At 35.0% G+C, this 16,921-nt stretch carries 16 protein-coding genes; 5 read left to right on the plus strand and 11 right to left on the minus strand.

Annotated elements, in window-relative coordinates; all coding sequences use genetic code 11:
• Window positions 1-817: 817 nt before the first annotated feature.
• From ilvA to JV528_RS05180, 10 genes are all read right to left on the minus strand, one after another.
• A complete protein-coding gene (gene ilvA / locus JV528_RS05135) occupies window positions 818-2,086 on the minus strand; it encodes a threonine ammonia-lyase IlvA (protein ID WP_000216850.1) in 1,269 nt (422 codons plus the stop codon).
• A 14-nt stretch (window positions 2,087-2,100) separates the two neighbouring features.
• Window positions 2,101-2,673, minus strand: a complete 573-nt coding sequence (leuD, locus tag JV528_RS05140) for a 3-isopropylmalate dehydratase small subunit (RefSeq protein ID WP_000718949.1) — start codon at window positions 2,671-2,673, stop codon at window positions 2,101-2,103.
• Window positions 2,674-4,044, minus strand: a complete 1,371-nt coding sequence (gene leuC, locus JV528_RS05145) for a 3-isopropylmalate dehydratase large subunit (RefSeq protein ID WP_000531828.1) — start codon at window positions 4,042-4,044, stop codon at window positions 2,674-2,676.
• 13 nt (window positions 4,045-4,057) lie between these two features.
• Window positions 4,058-5,104: a 3-isopropylmalate dehydrogenase gene (gene leuB / locus JV528_RS05150; RefSeq protein WP_065315611.1), complete on the minus strand. Its 1,047-nt coding sequence runs from the start codon at window positions 5,102-5,104 to the stop codon at window positions 4,058-4,060.
• Window positions 5,105-5,106: 2 nt separating this feature from the next.
• Window positions 5,107-6,636 carry a 2-isopropylmalate synthase gene (locus JV528_RS05155; protein WP_000094576.1) on the minus strand — a complete coding sequence of 510 codons (1,530 nt, stop codon included), beginning with the start codon at window positions 6,634-6,636 and terminating at the stop codon, window positions 5,107-5,109.
• 29 nt (window positions 6,637-6,665) lie between these two features.
• Window positions 6,666-7,670, minus strand: coding sequence for a ketol-acid reductoisomerase (gene ilvC, locus JV528_RS05160; protein WP_239469941.1), 1,005 nt, complete (start codon window positions 7,668-7,670; stop codon window positions 6,666-6,668).
• 136 nt (window positions 7,671-7,806) lie between these two features.
• Complete coding sequence (locus tag JV528_RS05165) at window positions 7,807-8,061, minus strand: ACT domain-containing protein (protein ID WP_000196910.1); 255 nt, start codon at window positions 8,059-8,061, stop codon at window positions 7,807-7,809.
• Entirely contained in the window at window positions 8,061-9,830 is a 1,770-nt protein-coding gene (gene ilvB / locus JV528_RS05170; RefSeq protein WP_065315612.1) for a biosynthetic-type acetolactate synthase large subunit, read from the minus strand. Before ilvB ends, JV528_RS05165 begins: the two co-directional genes overlap by 1 nt.
• A gap of 27 nt (window positions 9,831-9,857) precedes the next feature.
• Window positions 9,858-11,546 carry a dihydroxy-acid dehydratase gene (gene ilvD / locus JV528_RS05175; protein ID WP_001255780.1) on the minus strand — a complete coding sequence of 563 codons (1,689 nt, stop codon included), beginning with the start codon at window positions 11,544-11,546 and terminating at the stop codon, window positions 9,858-9,860.
• A gap of 317 nt (window positions 11,547-11,863) precedes the next feature.
• A complete protein-coding gene (locus tag JV528_RS05180) occupies window positions 11,864-12,019 on the minus strand; it encodes a hypothetical protein (RefSeq protein ID WP_001791591.1) in 156 nt (51 codons plus the stop codon).
• A 37-nt stretch (window positions 12,020-12,056) separates the two neighbouring features.
• Between JV528_RS05180 and tsaE the strand changes: the two genes are divergently transcribed.
• Genes tsaE through tsaD form a run of 4 tightly spaced genes read left to right on the plus strand, consistent with a single transcriptional unit; the run spans window position 12,057 to window position 14,616 of the window.
• Window positions 12,057-12,518: a tRNA (adenosine(37)-N6)-threonylcarbamoyltransferase complex ATPase subunit type 1 TsaE gene (tsaE, locus tag JV528_RS05185; RefSeq protein WP_000590805.1), complete on the plus strand. Its 462-nt coding sequence runs from the start codon at window positions 12,057-12,059 to the stop codon at window positions 12,516-12,518.
• A complete protein-coding gene (tsaB, locus tag JV528_RS05190) occupies window positions 12,499-13,161 on the plus strand; it encodes a tRNA (adenosine(37)-N6)-threonylcarbamoyltransferase complex dimerization subunit type 1 TsaB (protein WP_001086751.1) in 663 nt (220 codons plus the stop codon). Before tsaE ends, tsaB begins: the two co-directional genes overlap by 20 nt.
• Window positions 13,134-13,598, plus strand: coding sequence for a ribosomal protein S18-alanine N-acetyltransferase (gene rimI / locus JV528_RS05195; protein ID WP_000372755.1), 465 nt, complete (start codon window positions 13,134-13,136; stop codon window positions 13,596-13,598). Before tsaB ends, rimI begins: the two co-directional genes overlap by 28 nt.
• Window positions 13,591-14,616 (plus strand): tRNA (adenosine(37)-N6)-threonylcarbamoyltransferase complex transferase subunit TsaD, encoded by a 1,026-nt coding sequence (tsaD, locus tag JV528_RS05200; protein ID WP_000159047.1) that lies wholly within the window; start codon window positions 13,591-13,593, stop codon window positions 14,614-14,616. Before rimI ends, tsaD begins: the two co-directional genes overlap by 8 nt.
• Window positions 14,617-14,989: 373 nt before the next feature.
• On the opposite strand, the gene JV528_RS05205 is transcribed toward tsaD, so the two are convergent.
• Window positions 14,990-16,600, minus strand: a complete 1,611-nt coding sequence (locus JV528_RS05205; protein WP_000106305.1) for a MutS family DNA mismatch repair protein — start codon at window positions 16,598-16,600, stop codon at window positions 14,990-14,992.
• Window positions 16,601-16,688: 88 nt separating this feature from the next.
• On the opposite strand from JV528_RS05205, the gene JV528_RS05210 reads away from it, so the two are divergent.
• A complete protein-coding gene (locus tag JV528_RS05210) occupies window positions 16,689-16,802 on the plus strand; it encodes a hypothetical protein (RefSeq protein ID WP_072491852.1) in 114 nt (37 codons plus the stop codon).
• Window positions 16,803-16,921 lie beyond the last annotated feature (119 nt).

Here is a 16,921-nt window from a genome sequence, read left to right on the forward strand (position 1 = left end):
ATATAGGTTCTTAGCGACGATGGTAGCTATCTTACGTTACGCTAGATTAGAACGTTGCCAGGCAAAAAATGGATGCGATGAGCCGCATTGAGACCGCAAGGTCTTTTTTTTTTATGTCTAAAGTTACATAGTAAAAAGCAAACACAAAGAAAGATGGCTTGGCGAAGTGAAAACGTTTGAATCTGACGAAACGAGAAAAGAGCGCAACGAGTTTAGTAGAGCTAAATGAGTAAGCGAGAGCCGAAGAAGAGGAAAGAAGCAAGCGATTGTCACAAGTCAAGAAAGGTCTTTAGCGACGATGGTAGCCAACTTACGTTCCGCTAGAGTAGAACGTTGCCAGGCAAAAAATGGATGCGATGAGCCGCATTGAGACCGCAAGGTCTTTTTTTTTATGTCTAAAGTTACATAGTAAAAAGTTAACACAAAGAAAAATGGCTTGGCGAAGTGAAAACGTTTGAATCTGACGAAACGAGAAAAGAGCGCAACGAGTTTAGTAGAGCTAAATGAGTAAGCGAGAGCCGAAGAAGAGGAAAGAAGCAAGCGATTGTCACAAGTCAAGAAAGGTTCTTAGCGACGATGGTAGCCAACTTACGTTCCGCTAGAGTAGAACGTTGCCAGGCAAGTTGAGACCGCAAGGTCTCTTTTTTTATGTCTAAAGTTACATAGTAAAAAAGTAAAGACAAAGAAGATTTAAGGCTCAAAGAAATATACGATGGTATACAAAGCGTGCAACCTCAATAATGTAAAGCATAATAAAAAGCAGTCATAAGATGATTTCAATTAGAAATCAATTTATGACTGCTTTTCTTAATATGTGTTAAATTAACAATGAATATAACATCTTATTTTCATTAATATAAATATTGGAAGGATCGAAATGATTTACACGTTGTTTGAGTTGTATTAAATCATCATGATCTTTAAGTTGAATACCAATAATGACAGTACCTGTATTTTGAGAAGATTTTTTTAAGTATTCAAATTTAGTAATATCGTCTTGAGGTCCTAACACGTCATTTACAAATTCTCTCAATGCACCTGGACGTTGAGGGAAATTTAAGATAAAGTAATGCTTCATTTCTTCGTATAGTAATGAACGTTCTTCAATTTCTTTCATTCGATTAATATCATTATTACCACCACTAATGACACAAACCACTGTTTTACCTTTAATATGATCTTTATAGTTTTCAAGCGCACTTACACTTAAAGCGCCAGCGGGTTCTGCTACTATTGCTTGTTTTGAATACATATCCAAAATTGTTGAACATACAGCACCTTCATCTACTTGTACGTAGTTATCTACATTTTTTTTGGCAATTTCAAAAGTAATATCGCCAACTCTGGCTACAGAAGCTCCATCGACAAATTTATCGATATTAGGTAATGTGATAACCTGATTATTTACGACAACAGATTCATACATACTACTAGCACCTGAAGGTTCAACTCCGATAATTTTTGTGTTGGGAGAATAGGATTTAAAATAGGTACTAATACCTGAAATTAAACCGCCACCACCAATTGCGGCAAATAGATAATCAAAGTTAACATTGTCAGACTTTGCTTGTTCTAGCATTTCTTTAGCAAGCGTACCTTGTCCAGAAATTGTATGAACATTATTGAATGGATCTATAAAGTTCATTTGATGTTCACTTGTATAAGTTAAAGCTTCAGCTAAACAGTGATCAAATGTATCACCAGTGAGTACAACTTCAACGTTACTATTTCCAAAGAACTTTACTTGATTTACCTTTTGTAAAGGTGTAGTGACTGGCATAAAGATAACAGCGTTTAAATTAAGTTTTTTAGCTGTATAGGCAACACCTTGAGCATGATTACCTGCACTCGCACATGTAATACCTTTACTTTTAGCTTCATCTGATAAAACAGAAATAGCGTTGTAAGCACCTCTTAATTTAAAAGAACGTACCCATTGTAAATCTTCTCGTTTTAAATATACTTTACAATCATACTTTTGAGATAAGTAATGGTCTAATTGTAAAGGTGTTTCTTTGACAATATCTTTAAGTCTTAAAAATGCTTCATCGATATCTTTCGTAGAAACTGTTGTTTTGACTGTCATAATATTCAACTCCCTTAAAGTGATTTTTCATATTTTTCTATTAATGATTCATATTGTAGGGTGATTGCAATGTCATCTAAGCCATTTACAAGTTTATTCTTCCAAGTTTCATCAATTTCAAAATGGAAACTCTTGTCTGGTGATGACACAGTTTGATTTGGTAAATCGACCTCAATTTCAACATATTTCGCAAGATGTTCACGTGCATTTTTTTCTAAAACAATTGGTAACATTGCATTTTTTGTACAATTCATATAAAAAATGTCACTGAAACTTCCTGCAATAATAATATGAAAGCCATAGTCCTTAAGTGCCCAAGCTGCATGTTCACGACTTGAACCACATCCAAAATTATCTCCAGTAATTAATATGGATGCACCTTTATATTGAGGCTTATTTGGATTGAAATCAGGATTATCTGAACCATCAGGTAAGTACCGCCATTCATCAAAAGCAAATGGACCAAAGCCACTTTTTGAAATACGCTTTAAGTGTACCTTAGGAATGATTTGGTCTGTATCGATATTGTCGTTGAAAAGAGGGACTATTTTACCTTTATATGTTGTAATAGGTTTGATTGCTGCCATTTAAACAACCACCTTTCTTACGTCCACAAATTTACCATGAATAGCTGCTGCTGCTGCCATAGCAGGGGATACTAAATGTGTTCTAGCACCTTTGCCTTGTCGTCCTTCGAAGTTTCGATTACTTGTAGATGCACAATGTACACCCTCAGGTACTTGGTCAGGATTCATGCCTAAACACATTGAACATCCTGGTTCACGCCATTCAAATCCTGCATTTTTAAAAATAGTATCTAGACCTAATTTTTCAGCTTCTTTTTTTACTGTACGAGAACCTGGTACGACAATAGCTGTAATATTTGGGTGAACTTTATTTCCTTTAACAATATGACTAGCTTCAATCAAATCTGATAGTCTAGCATTTGTACATGAACCGAGGAAAACATACCCTAAATCGATATCTTCAGCTTTTTGTCCTGGTTCTAACCCCATATAATCATACGCACGTTGATCGTTGATATCACTGATTTCAGGGAATGGTTCACTGAAATTAACACCCATTTCAGGATTAGTTCCCCATGTCACTTGTGGTTCTAATGTTGAAACATCAAGTTCAATTACACGATCAAATATCGCGTCGTCATCAGAATATAGCTCACGCCACTTATCAACTGATTTAGCGAAGTTATCGGCAAATGGTCTCCCTTTAACATATTCAAATGTTATATCATCAGGTTGGATTATGCCGTATTTGGCACCACCTTCGATAGCCATGTTACAAATAGTCATTCGACCGTCCATTGAAAGGTTTTTAATTGTTTCGCCAGTAAATTCCAAAGCATAGCCTGTACCAAAGTCAACACCATACGTTTTAATTAAATGCAGAATAATGTCCTTAGCATAGACGCCTGTTGGTAAGGTACCATTAATATCGATTTTTAAGTTTTTGGGTTTTGTTTGCCATAGCGTTTGAGTTGCGAAAACATGTTCAACTTCACTTGTTCCAATTCCAAATGCAATAGCACCAAATGCTCCATGTGTTGCTGTGTGAGAGTCACCGCAAACGATTGTTTTGCCAGGCTGTGTAAGTCCTGTCTCAGGTCCTACCATGTGAACAATACCTTGTTCATCAGAACCCATATCAAAAATATGCACCCCAAAATCTATGGCGTTTTTTTGTAATGTTGTGATTTGTTTGTTTGCAATTTCATCTTTAATATTGAAAATATCAATAGTAGGAACATTGTGATCGAGTGTTGCAAATGTTAAATCTGGGCGTCTTAATTTTCTGTTTTGAAGCCTAAGTCCTTCAAATGCTTGAGGAGAAGTAACTTCATGTATAAGGTGTAAATCAATGTATAATAGTTGCGGTTCGCCCAATTTTCCGTATAACACATGTCTGTTCCACACCTTGTCAAATAATGTTTGACCCATTTACATCTCCCCCTTAGTTATTCAATTTTTGAGATAGAATTTCGAAAATATCAGTAGTATTCAGTTTGCCGCCTAAATCTGCTGTCGTTTGCCCATGTTCAATCATGTTAAAAATATGTTGTTCTAATTCATCTGCAGCATCTGGTTGATTTAAGCTTTCACGTAAACACATCGCTAAAGATAGAATCATTCCAAATGGATTGGCAACGTTTTTACCTGCAATATCTGGTGCTGATCCATGAATAGGCTCATACAATCTTGGACCATCGTTACTAAAACTAGCAGAAGGTGATAAACCAAGTGAACCAGGAATCACTGAAGCTTCATCACTTAAAATATCACCAAATAAGTTTTCACAAACGATGACGTCAAATTGTTTTGGATTTGTGATTAAATGCATACTACAAGCATCAACAAGTAAGTGATTTACTGTTACTTCTGGATATAATTGACTCACTTCATTTACGACTTTGCGCCACAATTTACTAGAAGCTAATACATTTTCTTTATCAACTGATGTTAGTTTTCCTCGTCTTGAAGCGGCCAATTTAAATGCTACGTGAACAATGCGTTCTATTTCTTCTCTTGTATAAGTAAGAGAATCTAAGGCCTCGTGATTATTAAAATGTCTAGGTTCTCCAAAATAAATACCACTTGTCAATTCACGGACTATAACTAAATCTGTGCCTTCAACGCGTTCTTCCTTTAAAGGTGATAAAGAACTAGCGCCTTTGACAACGGTAGTGGGGCGTATATTTGCAAATAAATTTAATGATTTACGTAATTTTAATAATCCTTGTTCTGGTCGATTGTTAGGATCTGTCCAGTTAGGTCCACCGATTGCACCCAGTAAAATAGCATCTGCTCTTTTACACGCATTTAAGGTTTTCTCAGTTAAAGGCTCGCCGAATGTATCAATAGAGGCACCACCAAATTCGTGGTGCTCTATTTGATAATTAAAGTTATATTTATTACTTATAATTTCAAGCAATGATAGAGATCCGTTCAAAATTTCTGGGCCGATTCCATCACCAGGTAGGGCAACAATGTTATAAGTCATAATTAATTACCTACCTTTTCAACATTTTCAGCTGCAAATTTAGCATGTGCTTCTACGTATGCTTTACAAGAGGCTTGTAAAATATCATGATCAATACCAAATCCATTGACAGTCTTACCTTCAATCAATAAATTTACATGTACTTCTGCTTGGGCATCAGTACCTTCAGTGACAGAATTAATACGATAATCAATTAATTCTGTTTCTTTTTGGAAAATACGATCAACTGCATTGTAAATTGCTACGATTGAACCAGTACCAATACTTGAATCCTGGTAAATATGACCCTCTTTATCTTTAACAACAACAACAGCACTTTGAAGGCCGCTAGAGACATATTGTAGTTGCAGTGTTTCCAATTTATAAAGTGCTTGATGCTCATGCTCAGAACCTTGAATAATCGCATGAATATCTCTATCTGAAACAGATTTCTTTTTGTCCGCAATGGCCTTGAATTGTTTAAATAAATCTATTTGCGCTTCTTTATCAATGTCATAACCTAATGCTTTTAACTTCTCTGAGAAGGCGTGTTTACCAGATAATTTTCCTAATGGAAGTTCAGTCGTGCTTACACCAACAAGTTGAGGTGTCATAATTTCATATGTTTCACGATGTTTTAATACGCCATCTTGGTGAATACCTGATTCATGACTAAATGCATTTTGGCCAACAATTGCTTTATTTCTAGGCACTCGAATACCTGCATATCTTGAAATTAAATCCGATGTTTTTTTAGTTTCTTCGAGATTAAGGGCAGTTTGAGCACCATAATGATCATTTCGAACATATAGTGCAAGCGCGACTTCTTCAAGTGCTGCATTACCTGCTCGTTCACCAATACCATTTACAGTGCCTTCAATTCGTCTCGCACCGCCTTCAATTGCAGCTAAACTATTTGAAACAGCCATTCCTAAATCGTCATGGCAATGAGCACTATAAATAATTTCATTTGAAGATGTTACAGATTCTGTTAAGGTTTTGAAAATATGTGCATATTCATCATGGTAACTGTAGCCGACTGTATCAGGAATATTAATAACTGTAGCTCCAGCGTCAACGGCAGTTTGTACACATTTCACTAAGAATGGTAATTCAGTACGCGTTGCATCTTCAGGTGAAAATTGAACAACGTCAAATAATTGTTTCGCGTATGTGACATGTTCTTTAATAGATGCTAAAACGTCTTCTTGAGACATTTTAAGTTTATGTTCAAGATGAATAGGTGATGTTGCTATAAAAACATGCACGACCGGCTTCGCTGCATCTTTTGTTGCTTCATATACAGCATCGATGTCAGATTTTTTACATCTAGCTAAACCACATACAGCCGTTGTTGTTAATGTTTGTGCAATTGCTTGAACAGATTTAAAGCTACCTGTACTTGAAGCAGGAAATCCAGCTTCAATAACATCTACACCCCATTTTTCTAATTGCAATGCAATACGCAAGCGTTCATCAAAAGTAAAATTCACTCCTGGTGTTTGTTCACCATCTCTTAGTGTCGTATCAAAAATTTGAATATGACTACTCATATTTAACAACTCCTCATTGTAGGTCTATCTTATTTTTCAATGCTTTTAGATTTAATAAAAGGCATCATTTCGCGTAATTCACGACCAACTTTTTCAATTTGATGACCATGTTGTTCTTCGCGTAATTTATAAAATTCTTTGAATCCATTTTTATTGTCTTCGATAAAGCGATTACTGAAGTTACCATTTTGGATATCAGTTAATACAGCTTTCATATTTTCTTTAACATCTGGTGTGATAACACGTGGTCCTGAAACATAGTCACCAAATTCAGCAGTATTTGAAATTGAGTAACGTACATTTTCCATACCGCCTTCATACATCAAATCAACGATTAATTTCATTTCATGTAATACTTCAAAATAAGCTAATTCTGGTTGATAACCCGCTTCTACTAATGTTTCAAAGCCACTTTGAATTAATTTCGATACACCACCGCAAAGTACTGCTTGTTCACCAAATAAATCTGTCTCTGTTTCTTCTTTAAATGTTGTTTCAATAACACCTGCACGAGTTGCACCAATACCTTTTGCATAACTTAAAGCAATATTACGTGCTTGACCTGAAGCGTCTTGTTGAATACCAAATAGTGATGGTACAGCAGAACCTTCAACAAATGTACGTCTAACTAAATGACCCGGTCCTTTAGGAGCTACTAAAAATACATCAACATCAGCGGGTGGTTGAATAACACCAAAATGAATGTTAAAGCCATGAGCAAATGCAAGCGCATTATGTTTTTCTAAATTTGGTTCAATTTCGTTTTTATATACATCACCTTGAATTTCATCAGGTAATAGCACCATAATTACATCAGCTTGCTTAACTGCTTCTGCAACAGGGAACACATCAAATCCATCTTCTTTAGCTTTGTCAAAAGAACGACCTAGTCGAATACCGATGACAACATCATATCCATTGTCTTTTAAGTTTTGTGCATGCGCGTGGCCTTGTGATCCATAACCTACTACTGCAATTTTTTTGCCTTGTAAAGCGTCCGTTTTTACATCTTGATCATAATAAACTGTTGTCATAATAAATTCCTCCAAATAATTAAATGTTTTGTTTTTCGAAAATTCTGAAATATAACTTTGTAATAGTGGCAGATGTTAACTAGCAGCCTATGATATATCTATAACTAATTAGCGCATCATTGCCTTTGTCTTAAAATTAAGCTTCGTTATCAACAAGGTCGTAGCATTCAATCGTTAAAACATTAATTTGTTGTTTTAATTTTTTTATTAAAATATGAAGTGATGTATCATCTTGAATATCGACTTGAATTTCCATGTTAGAAATCCCGGGTTGTTCAGAATGTGTAACATGTAATGTATCGATATTATATTGTAGGCGAACAAAAGCACTTGTAATTCGATTTAGCGTGCTGACTTGATCCGCAACTTGTAATTTAAGAATTCTTGTCATTATAAGCCCTCCATTTCATGATTTGATTTGCCACTCGGAACCATTGGGTTTACAGCTTCAGTAGGGGAAATACGAACCTCAATTAAAGCTGGTCCTTGATAAGCAAACGCTGCATCTAATTGTTCTTCCAGTTGTTCTGGCTTATCGATTAAGAAACCTTTGACGCCATATGCTTCTGCCATTTTCATAAAATCAGGTTGACCATTAAATACTGAGTGTGAGAAGCGTTGATTAAAGAACTTATCTTGCCATTGTTTAACCATACCTAATGTTCCATTATTGATTAGTACGATTTTGACATCTAAACCATATTCGGGTAATAGTGCCATTTCTTGGTTTGTCATTTGGAAACCACCGTCACCGACGAAACATACGACTGTTTTATCAGGATTAGCTAATTTGGCACCAATTGACGAAGGAATACCGAATCCCATTGTTCCTAAACCACCGCTTGTAACCCATTGTCCGTGATTTTTAAATGGATAAAATTGAGCTGCCCACATTTGATGTTGTCCCACGTCTGTAGTAACAATTGCTTCACCATTTGTAATTTTGCCGATATATTCGATTGTTTGTTGTGGCTTACAAAATACTTGATCTTCTTCACCAAGTTTAAATGGGTGTTTCTGCTTATTATTTTGACAATGTTTAACCCAGTCACTGTGTTCTACAGTCTCAACATTTTTATCATTTAAACATTCTAAAAATCGTTTACAGTCTGCAATAATACCTAAATCTACATGAATAACTTTATTAATTTCTGAAGGGTCAATATCTACATGTACAATTTTGGCGTTAGGTGCAAAGGCATCAGGTTTGCTTGCTAATCTATCATCGAAGCGGCTACCTAAATTAATGAGTAAATCACACTCAGTTAATGCCATGTTACTAGCATAAGAACCATGCATACCTCCCATACCTAAAAATAGTGTATCCTCATAAGGTACAGCACCTAGACCTAGTAAAGTAGTAACAGTTGGGATTTGATGTTTATTAACAAACTGTGTTAATAATTGATTTGATTTTGATTGATTAATACCTGCGCCGGCTAATACGACAGGCTTTTTCGCTTCTTTTAAAATTGAGATGAAAGTGTCAATGTCTTTATTTTCTGGTTCTGTAACAACTTCATAACCTGGAATATTGATTTCGTCGCATAAATCCACATTTGTAGCTAAAACACCCATATCTTTTGGAAAATCAATCACTACAGGACCTTTGCGTCCAGAATTAGCTACATGGAAAGCTTCGTGTACGATTTTAGGGATATCTTCAACACGTTTCACTTGATAATTTTGTTTTGTAATTGGTGAAGTCATAGATAGAATATCCGCTTCTTGGAATGCATCTTTACCAATACCTGGTGTAGCAACTTGTCCAGTGAATACAACTAGAGGTAAAGAGTCGCAATGTGCATCCGTAATACCTGTCATTACATTTGTTGCACCTGGACCGCTTGTAACTACAACGACGCCAGTTTTACCAGATACACGTGCATAACCTTCTGCAGCATGAACAGCACCTTGTTCGTGTCTTGCTAAAATATGTTTGATTTTACCATCATAAAATGTGTCGTATAAAGGTAGTACGGCACCACCAGGATAACCGAATAAATAATCCACATTTTCTTTAAGTAGAGCTTCTACTAGCACTTCTGATCCTGAACGCATGTCATTTAAAGTTTTTTCATTTAGTTGTTCAGGTTCAAGTGATTCAGCCATTTTTAAAGGGTCAATATTTTGGTTTACTTCATGTTGAGTTTTAGACATTTTAACCATCTCCAATATAAAAATAAATTAAATTAAATTCTCAGGCACTTGCATGACGCCACCTGTATTTGCGCTAGTTACTAGGGCAGTATAACGAGCTAGATAACCTGTTTTTACTTTCGCTTTAAATGGTGTTAAAGATTCTCGGCGACGCGCCAGAACATCTTCAGGCTGGTTTACGTTTAATGTACGATTTGTTAAGTCAATAGTAATCTCATCTCCATCTTCAATTAAGGCAATTGGTCCACCAGATGCAGCTTCAGGGGAAATATGACCAACTGCAATACCTCTTGTGGCACCGGAAAAACGACCATCAGTAATTAATGCAACATCTTTACCTAAGCCACGACCTACAATTGAGGAAGTAGGTGCTAACATTTCAGGCATACCTGGTCCACCTTTAGGTCCTTCATATCTAATGACAACGACGTGGCCTGCACGAACGGTACGATTGTCTATTGCTTCAACAGCTTCATCATGCGAATTGAAACAAATTGCTTTCCCAGTAAATGTTTTGATAGATGGATCAACGCCGCCAACTTTAATAACTGCGCCTTTAGGGGCGATATTACCAAATAAGATAGATAAACCACCTTGTGCATCATATGGTGCATCAAGAGGGTGAATGACATCAAAGTTCTTAATTTCTTTGCCTTCGTTATTTTCACGTAACGTTTTGCCAGTAACTGTGATTCTATCTGGGTGTAACGTGCCATCTTTCTTCATCAATTCATTAATAATTGCTGGGACGCCACCAGCTTCATGCACATCATGCATTGAATACGATGAACTAGGTGCTATTTTTGATAAATATGGCGTGCGTTTGGCAATAGCATTAATGCGCTCTAAGTCATAATCAATACCAGCTTCATTGGCAATGGCTAACGTATGCAGTACCGTGTTTGTTGAACCACCCATAGCCATATCAAGTGCAAATGCATCATCAATTGCTTCGCGAGTAACGATATCACGTGGTTTTAAGTCATTTTTAATATTTTCAACTAATTTAAAAGCTGCTTGACGAATCATTTCGCGTCGCTGATCACTGACTGCAAGTGCAGTACCGTTGTATGGTAATGCTAGACCTAAAACTTCCATCAAACAGTTCATTGAATTTGCGGTAAACATCCCAGCACATGAACCACAAGTAGGGCAGGCATTTTGTTCCATATCTAAAAATTCTTCTTTAGAAATCGATCCTTCTTTAAAAGCACCTACAGCTTCAAACATTGATGAAAGTGTTAATGCTTTACCATGTGCAGATAAGCCAGCTTTCATTGGTCCACCAGAGCAAAAGATAGCTGGTACGTTTGTCCTCATGGCTGCTAAAATCATACCGGGTGTGATCTTGTCACAATTAGGAATGTAAAATACGCCGTCAAACCAATGAGCGTTAATTACAGTTTCAGCTGCATCTGCAATAATTTCACGTGATGGTAGAGAATATCGCATTCCGATATGTCCCATAGCTATTCCATCATCAACACCAATTGTATTGAATTCAAATGGAATGGCACCGGCTTCTCTAATTGCTTCTTTAGCTATATCTGCAAGCTCTCTCAAGTGAACATGTCCAGGAACAATATCAATATAAGAGTTACAAATAGCTACAAATGGTTTGTTCATATCAGTTGGACTTTTTAGCGCGCCCGTGGCATGTAAAAGACTTCTTGCTGGTGCTTGGTGATCTCCTTTTTTGATCATGTCGCTTCGCATAGTAAATTCCCCCGTAAATTTTAATGATTAATCATGTTTTATAGTAATAAAAATAAGTAATTGAAAGATAAAACATAAAAAAACGTCCCAATATTATTGGGACGTTTACAAGTCCCATTCAAACAGAAATAGGACTTAAAGCGTTTAGTAAATATTTACTAACGTTCGAGTCCTAAAGAGTATAATAAAATAATAATATTTGAAGTTGTCGGTTGATGTTCAGTATATTGATTAAGCATTTTATTATACTCCTTCCGTGAATGGTATATATCACTTTAATAGTTAGAATTGTCTAAAAATTTGATAAATTTAATTTACTATATCTGCTTTAGTATGTCAACAAATATTTTAAATTTTCTTACAATTAACTTTGAAGAGATAATCTGTTTCAAAGATAAGAAATTTAAGTTGAAATTTGTTACAATATAAAGGTTAAATATAAAGTTAGATACGATTGAACAATGGATAATCATTTTTATGAATGAAAAGCATAATATAGGAGAATCAACATTGATAAAGATAAATAATTTAGATGAAATGAATCAATTTGCTATGTTTTTAGTTGAGCAATTGAAAAGTGGTGATTTGATTTTACTTAACGGAGATTTAGGAGCAGGTAAAACAACGTTAACGCAATTTATAGGAAAAGCTCTTGGTGTAAGACGTACGATTAATTCCCCGACATTTAACATCATTAAATCATATAGGGGTAAAAATTTAAAATTGCATCATATGGATTGTTATCGCTTAGAAGATTCTGATGAAGATTTAGGGTTTGATGAATTTTTCGAAGATCAGGCAATTACTGTTATTGAATGGAGTCAATTTATAAAAGATTTACTTCCAGCGACGCATTTATCTATTAACATTTCAACAATATCTGAAAATACAAGACAAATTGAGTTGTTCGCTCAAGGAGAACATTATGAACAAATTAAGGAGGCAATTATCCATGAATTCGCTGCTCATTGATACATCGAATCAACCATTATCAGTAGCATTGATGCAAAACGATGAAGTTTTAGCTGAAATAACTACGGATTCTAAACAAAATCATTCAGTGCAATTAATGCCTGCGATTAGTCAGCTGTTTGAGCAGAGCAAAATAACTAAACAGCAATTAGATGCGATTATTGTTGCTGAAGGTCCTGGTTCATATACTGGCTTACGTATCGGTGTTACTGTTGCTAAAACATTAGCGTATGCGTTAGATGTTAAATTATATGGTGTTTCATCATTAAAGGCATTGGCAGCAACAATCGATCATACTGATAAATTATTGGTTCCTGTGTTTGATGCAAGACGACAAGCAGTTTATACAGGCATATTCCAGTGGCAAAATGGTCAATTAGTGACTATTTTAGAAGATCAATATATGTCGATAGAAGCATTGCGAGCTTTTTTAGAAGATTTAAACCAACCATTTATTTATATTGGGAAAGATACTGTAAAATTACAAGATGAATTGCAAGGTGATGTGATTGCGCAGCTACCAAATGCATCAGTCATGTATCAATTGATAGATAAACCTTCAGACGTACATACATTTACTCCTAAATACCATAAATTAGCTGAGGCGGAACGAAATTGGATCAACAGTCAAAAGAACAATTAAACATTAGAGAGATGACCAAAGAAGATGTGCCACAAGTCTTTGATATTGAGCGTCGGAGTTTCAATGATAGTTCTTGGACAATTGACGCATTTTATCATGAAATAGAGCAAAATAACTTTGCGAAATATTTTGTCTTAGAATTTGAACAACAAATTATTGGTTATTTAGGTTTATGGATTGTTATCGATCAAGCTCAAATTACGACAGTTGCAATCGATGATAATTATAGAGGCTATGGTTTAGGTCAAATGCTTTTAAAATACGGAATAAACTATGCAAGTCACACTTGTGATGTGATGAGTTTAGAAGTAAGAGTTAATAATAAAGTGGCGCAACATGTATATGAAAATTTAGGATTTCAATATGGTGGTAAACGTAAAAATTATTATGGTGAAGGTGAGGACGCAATGGTTATGTGGGTGAATTTAAATGACTAAAGATATATTAATACTAGCTGTTGAAACAAGTTGTGATGAAACAAGCGTTAGTGTTATAAAAAATGGCAGAGATATTTTATCAAATACAGTTTTAAGTCAGATTGAAAGTCATAAACGATTTGGCGGTGTCGTTCCCGAAGTGGCAAGTAGACATCACGTTGAAGGTATAACAACAACAATAAACGAGGCTCTAGTGGATGCCGATGTATCAATGGAAGATATTGATGCCATAGCGGTTACAGAAGGTCCTGGACTAATTGGTGCGTTACTAATAGGTGTTAATGCAGCCAAAGCATTGGCATTTGCTTACGATAAGCCACTTATTCCAGTTCATCATATTGCAGGACATATATATGCTAATCACATAGAAGAGCCATTAACATTCCCGCTAATTGCACTTATTGTTTCAGGTGGACATACTGAATTAGTTTATATGAAAGATCACTTAACATTTGAAGTCATTGGTGAAACACGAGATGACGCAGTAGGTGAGGCTTATGATAAAGTGGCACGAACAATTGGTTTAAATTATCCAGGTGGTCCACAAGTTGATCGGTTGGCTGCTGAAGGTGAAGATACTTATTCATTCCCTCGCGTTTGGTTGGATAAAGATAGTTATGACTTTAGTTTTAGTGGGTTGAAAAGTGCCGTAATCAATCAACTTCACAATCAACGACAAAAAAATATTCCAATCATTGAAGCTAACGTAGCAACGAGCTTTCAAAATAGTGTTGTAGAGGTACTTACGTTTAAAGCTATTCAAGCTTGTAAAGAATATGGTGTTCAGCGATTAATTGTTGCTGGTGGCGTGGCGAGTAATAAAGGATTACGTCAATCTTTAGCGGATCAATGCAAAGTCAATGACATTCAATTAACTATCCCAAGTCCTAAATTATGCACAGATAATGCTGCAATGATAGGCGTTGCCGGCCACTATTTGTATCAGCAAGGTCGATTTGCTGATTTAGCATTAAATGGGCACAGCAATATAGATTTAGAAGAGTATTCTGCAGAATAAAATAAACGTCAGTTATTAACATGATTACGATGAACATTATTGAAACTGTTCACTGTCTTCTGTCATGTGATAGCTGACGTTTTTATATTGCAATTAGGGGATTGAGACAGAAAAGATAAAGAACCACTAATGATTTATTATGTTGAGGTCCCACCCCAACTTCCATTGTCTGTAGAAATTGGTGTTCCAATTTCTCTATGTTGGGGCCCCACCCCAACTTGCACATTATTGTAAGCTGACTTTCGGCCAGCTTCTATGTTGGGGCCCCTGACTAGTATTGAAAAAACTTATTACAAGCGCATTTTCATTTAGTCAAAGACTGCCAATATAACAATGTTGCGACTTGAACATTGATTGATGTTCAAGATTCATACTAACCATTGGAAACATTATCTTTTGCTCGTTCATATATTTTTGCTGGAAATGAAGTGATTTTTAATAATTCGATGGCATTACGTGTATTTGCTTTGCCAGGCTTAATTTTGTAATCAAAATGGATGTTATTATTTTCTATTACCTCATTGAAGTGATAATTTTCATAACGTTGTTTTAAGAGTTCAGCTAACTCAATATCATGTGTTGCTGCAATAACTCTAAAGTTAGATTTTTCATGTAAAAATGATAGTACTGACTCTGAAGCGGCAATTCGTTCAGTTGTGTTGGTACCTTTAAAAATTTCATCGATAAAGCAGTATATTTTTTGATTATCAGGAATTTCAACAATACGCTTAATAGATTTTAATTCAGCCATAAAATAACTATCGCCTGATAACACATCATCGGCATTTGCCATTGACGTGAACACAATTCCAGGTTGATATACAAATTTGCTTGCGGTAACTGTTTGTATAGCCGATGCAAGAATAATGTTTATTGCTATGGATTTCATAAATGTTGATTTACCCGAAGCATTAGACCCAGTTAACAGTATATTTTGTGATAGTGAGAAATCATTGGCTACTGCATCTGCTATGAGTGGATGTGTTAACTCAGAGAATACTATGCCATCATTTGAATCATCAATTTGTGGTTCAGTATAGCATTCTAGCGTTCTACGATACATTGCTAATGCATAATGATTATCTAATTCAGCTATGTAATCGAAACAATTTTTTAGCTCATTCATATGTGTTGTATAGCTTTTTTGAATTGAATGGAATAAAACATAATCAAGCATGAAAATAAGTTTAACTAGTTTAATTACCATAGCTCCGATATCTTCATCATTAACTTCAGCTAAAACACTCGTTAAATGACGTGCTGTTCTAAATTGCTTAAAATTGACTTCGGGTTGTGGAGCATGTTTAATTTTTGAGATAGTATAGCCTTGTTTTAAAACATTGGATGCATAAAAGATAGACTTTAAGTCATCCTCATATGTACGCTTTAAAGTTGCAGATAAAATGATATTAAATAGGCAACTCATAAGAAATAATAAAATACCAACTTGTGAATTAATAAATATAACTGCAAATGAGATAACTGGTAAAAACGGGCATAGAAACAATATATTATGACGTTTTACCGGTGTGATTTGGTCTGGAAATGTTGGATAAACAGTTTTACCAATCAAAGCTAAATGATATGTTACGTTTTTTCTAAATTCAGCATTATCATTAAATAAACTAAGTAATGATTTGTTCGTAATTGAAAGCATTCCACGTAAACAGGCATATAGTTTCATTTCCCCAATAGCTGTTAAATTATAATTCATCTTATGAAAGATTGCATTCATATTTAAATCGGACCAAGTTTTATCATCAACTAATGAATGTGATTCAAATTTATCCTTGTAGAGCTTATACTCATAGTCGAAATGTGAGTTCGGTCTGATAAAAGACTCTAATGGAGAAATCGTTTGCCATAATGTTTCCATAGATTTAAAAAGACGTTGACGACTCATGTATCGTCCAACAATTCCTATTACAGATGTAAGTATAATAATTGCTATAACAAATATTAAAAATGTTTGATTTGTGCTCATAACTATCTCCTTATTTATTTTGAATAATAATAAAAATATACTTCAATATTATTATTATTTCATAAAGAAAATGTCTTAACAATGAATTTTGATAAAAACAATGTCAATAGAGAACATGCGTACTTATCAACAAAAAGTGTATAACTTGTGGATAAAAGGTGTTGATAACGTCATTTATTGTGGATATCAGGTGGGAAAATAGAAAATGAATGGTTGATTAGTGTTAATTTACTTGTGGATAACTAGGATAACTCTGTGGATAGCTATAATATCAGCGTTTTTATTGTGAATAAAAAAATTTAAAATTTGTAAAAAAATAAC

The sequence above is a fragment of the Staphylococcus sp. GDB20D11A genome (assembly GCF_016893255.1).
GTDB classification, from domain to species: Bacteria; Bacillota; Bacilli; order Staphylococcales; family Staphylococcaceae; genus Staphylococcus; species Staphylococcus aureus.

Excerpts from the sequence above, each read along its gene's own strand:
- JV528_RS05205 (WP_000106305.1), bottom strand. The coding sequence starts at position 16,600 with ATGAGCACAAATCAAACATTTTTAATATTTGTTATAGCAATTATTATA.
- tsaB (WP_001086751.1), top strand. The coding sequence starts at position 12,499 with ATGAATTCGCTGCTCATTGATACATCGAATCAACCATTATCAGTAGCA.
- ilvC (WP_239469941.1), bottom strand. The coding sequence starts at position 7,670 with ATGACAACAGTTTATTATGATCAAGATGTAAAAACGGACGCTTTACAA.
- ilvD (WP_001255780.1), bottom strand. The coding sequence starts at position 11,546 with ATGCGAAGCGACATGATCAAAAAAGGAGATCACCAAGCACCAGCAAGA.
- JV528_RS05155 (WP_000094576.1), bottom strand. The coding sequence starts at position 6,636 with ATGAGTAGTCATATTCAAATTTTTGATACGACACTAAGAGATGGTGAA.
- JV528_RS05180 (WP_001791591.1), bottom strand. The coding sequence starts at position 12,019 with ATGATTATCCATTGTTCAATCGTATCTAACTTTATATTTAACCTTTAT.
- leuB (WP_065315611.1), bottom strand. The coding sequence starts at position 5,104 with ATGACTTATAACATTGTTGCCCTACCTGGTGATGGAATCGGCCCAGAA.
- ilvA (WP_000216850.1), bottom strand. The coding sequence starts at position 2,086 with ATGACAGTCAAAACAACAGTTTCTACGAAAGATATCGATGAAGCATTT.
- ilvB (WP_065315612.1), bottom strand. The coding sequence starts at position 9,830 with ATGTCTAAAACTCAACATGAAGTAAACCAAAATATTGACCCTTTAAAA.
- leuC (WP_000531828.1), bottom strand. The coding sequence starts at position 4,044 with ATGGGTCAAACATTATTTGACAAGGTGTGGAACAGACATGTGTTATAC.
- leuD (WP_000718949.1), bottom strand. The coding sequence starts at position 2,673 with ATGGCAGCAATCAAACCTATTACAACATATAAAGGTAAAATAGTCCCT.
- JV528_RS05165 (WP_000196910.1), bottom strand. The coding sequence starts at position 8,061 with ATGACAAGAATTCTTAAATTACAAGTTGCGGATCAAGTCAGCACGCTA.
- tsaD (WP_000159047.1), top strand. The coding sequence starts at position 13,591 with ATGACTAAAGATATATTAATACTAGCTGTTGAAACAAGTTGTGATGAA.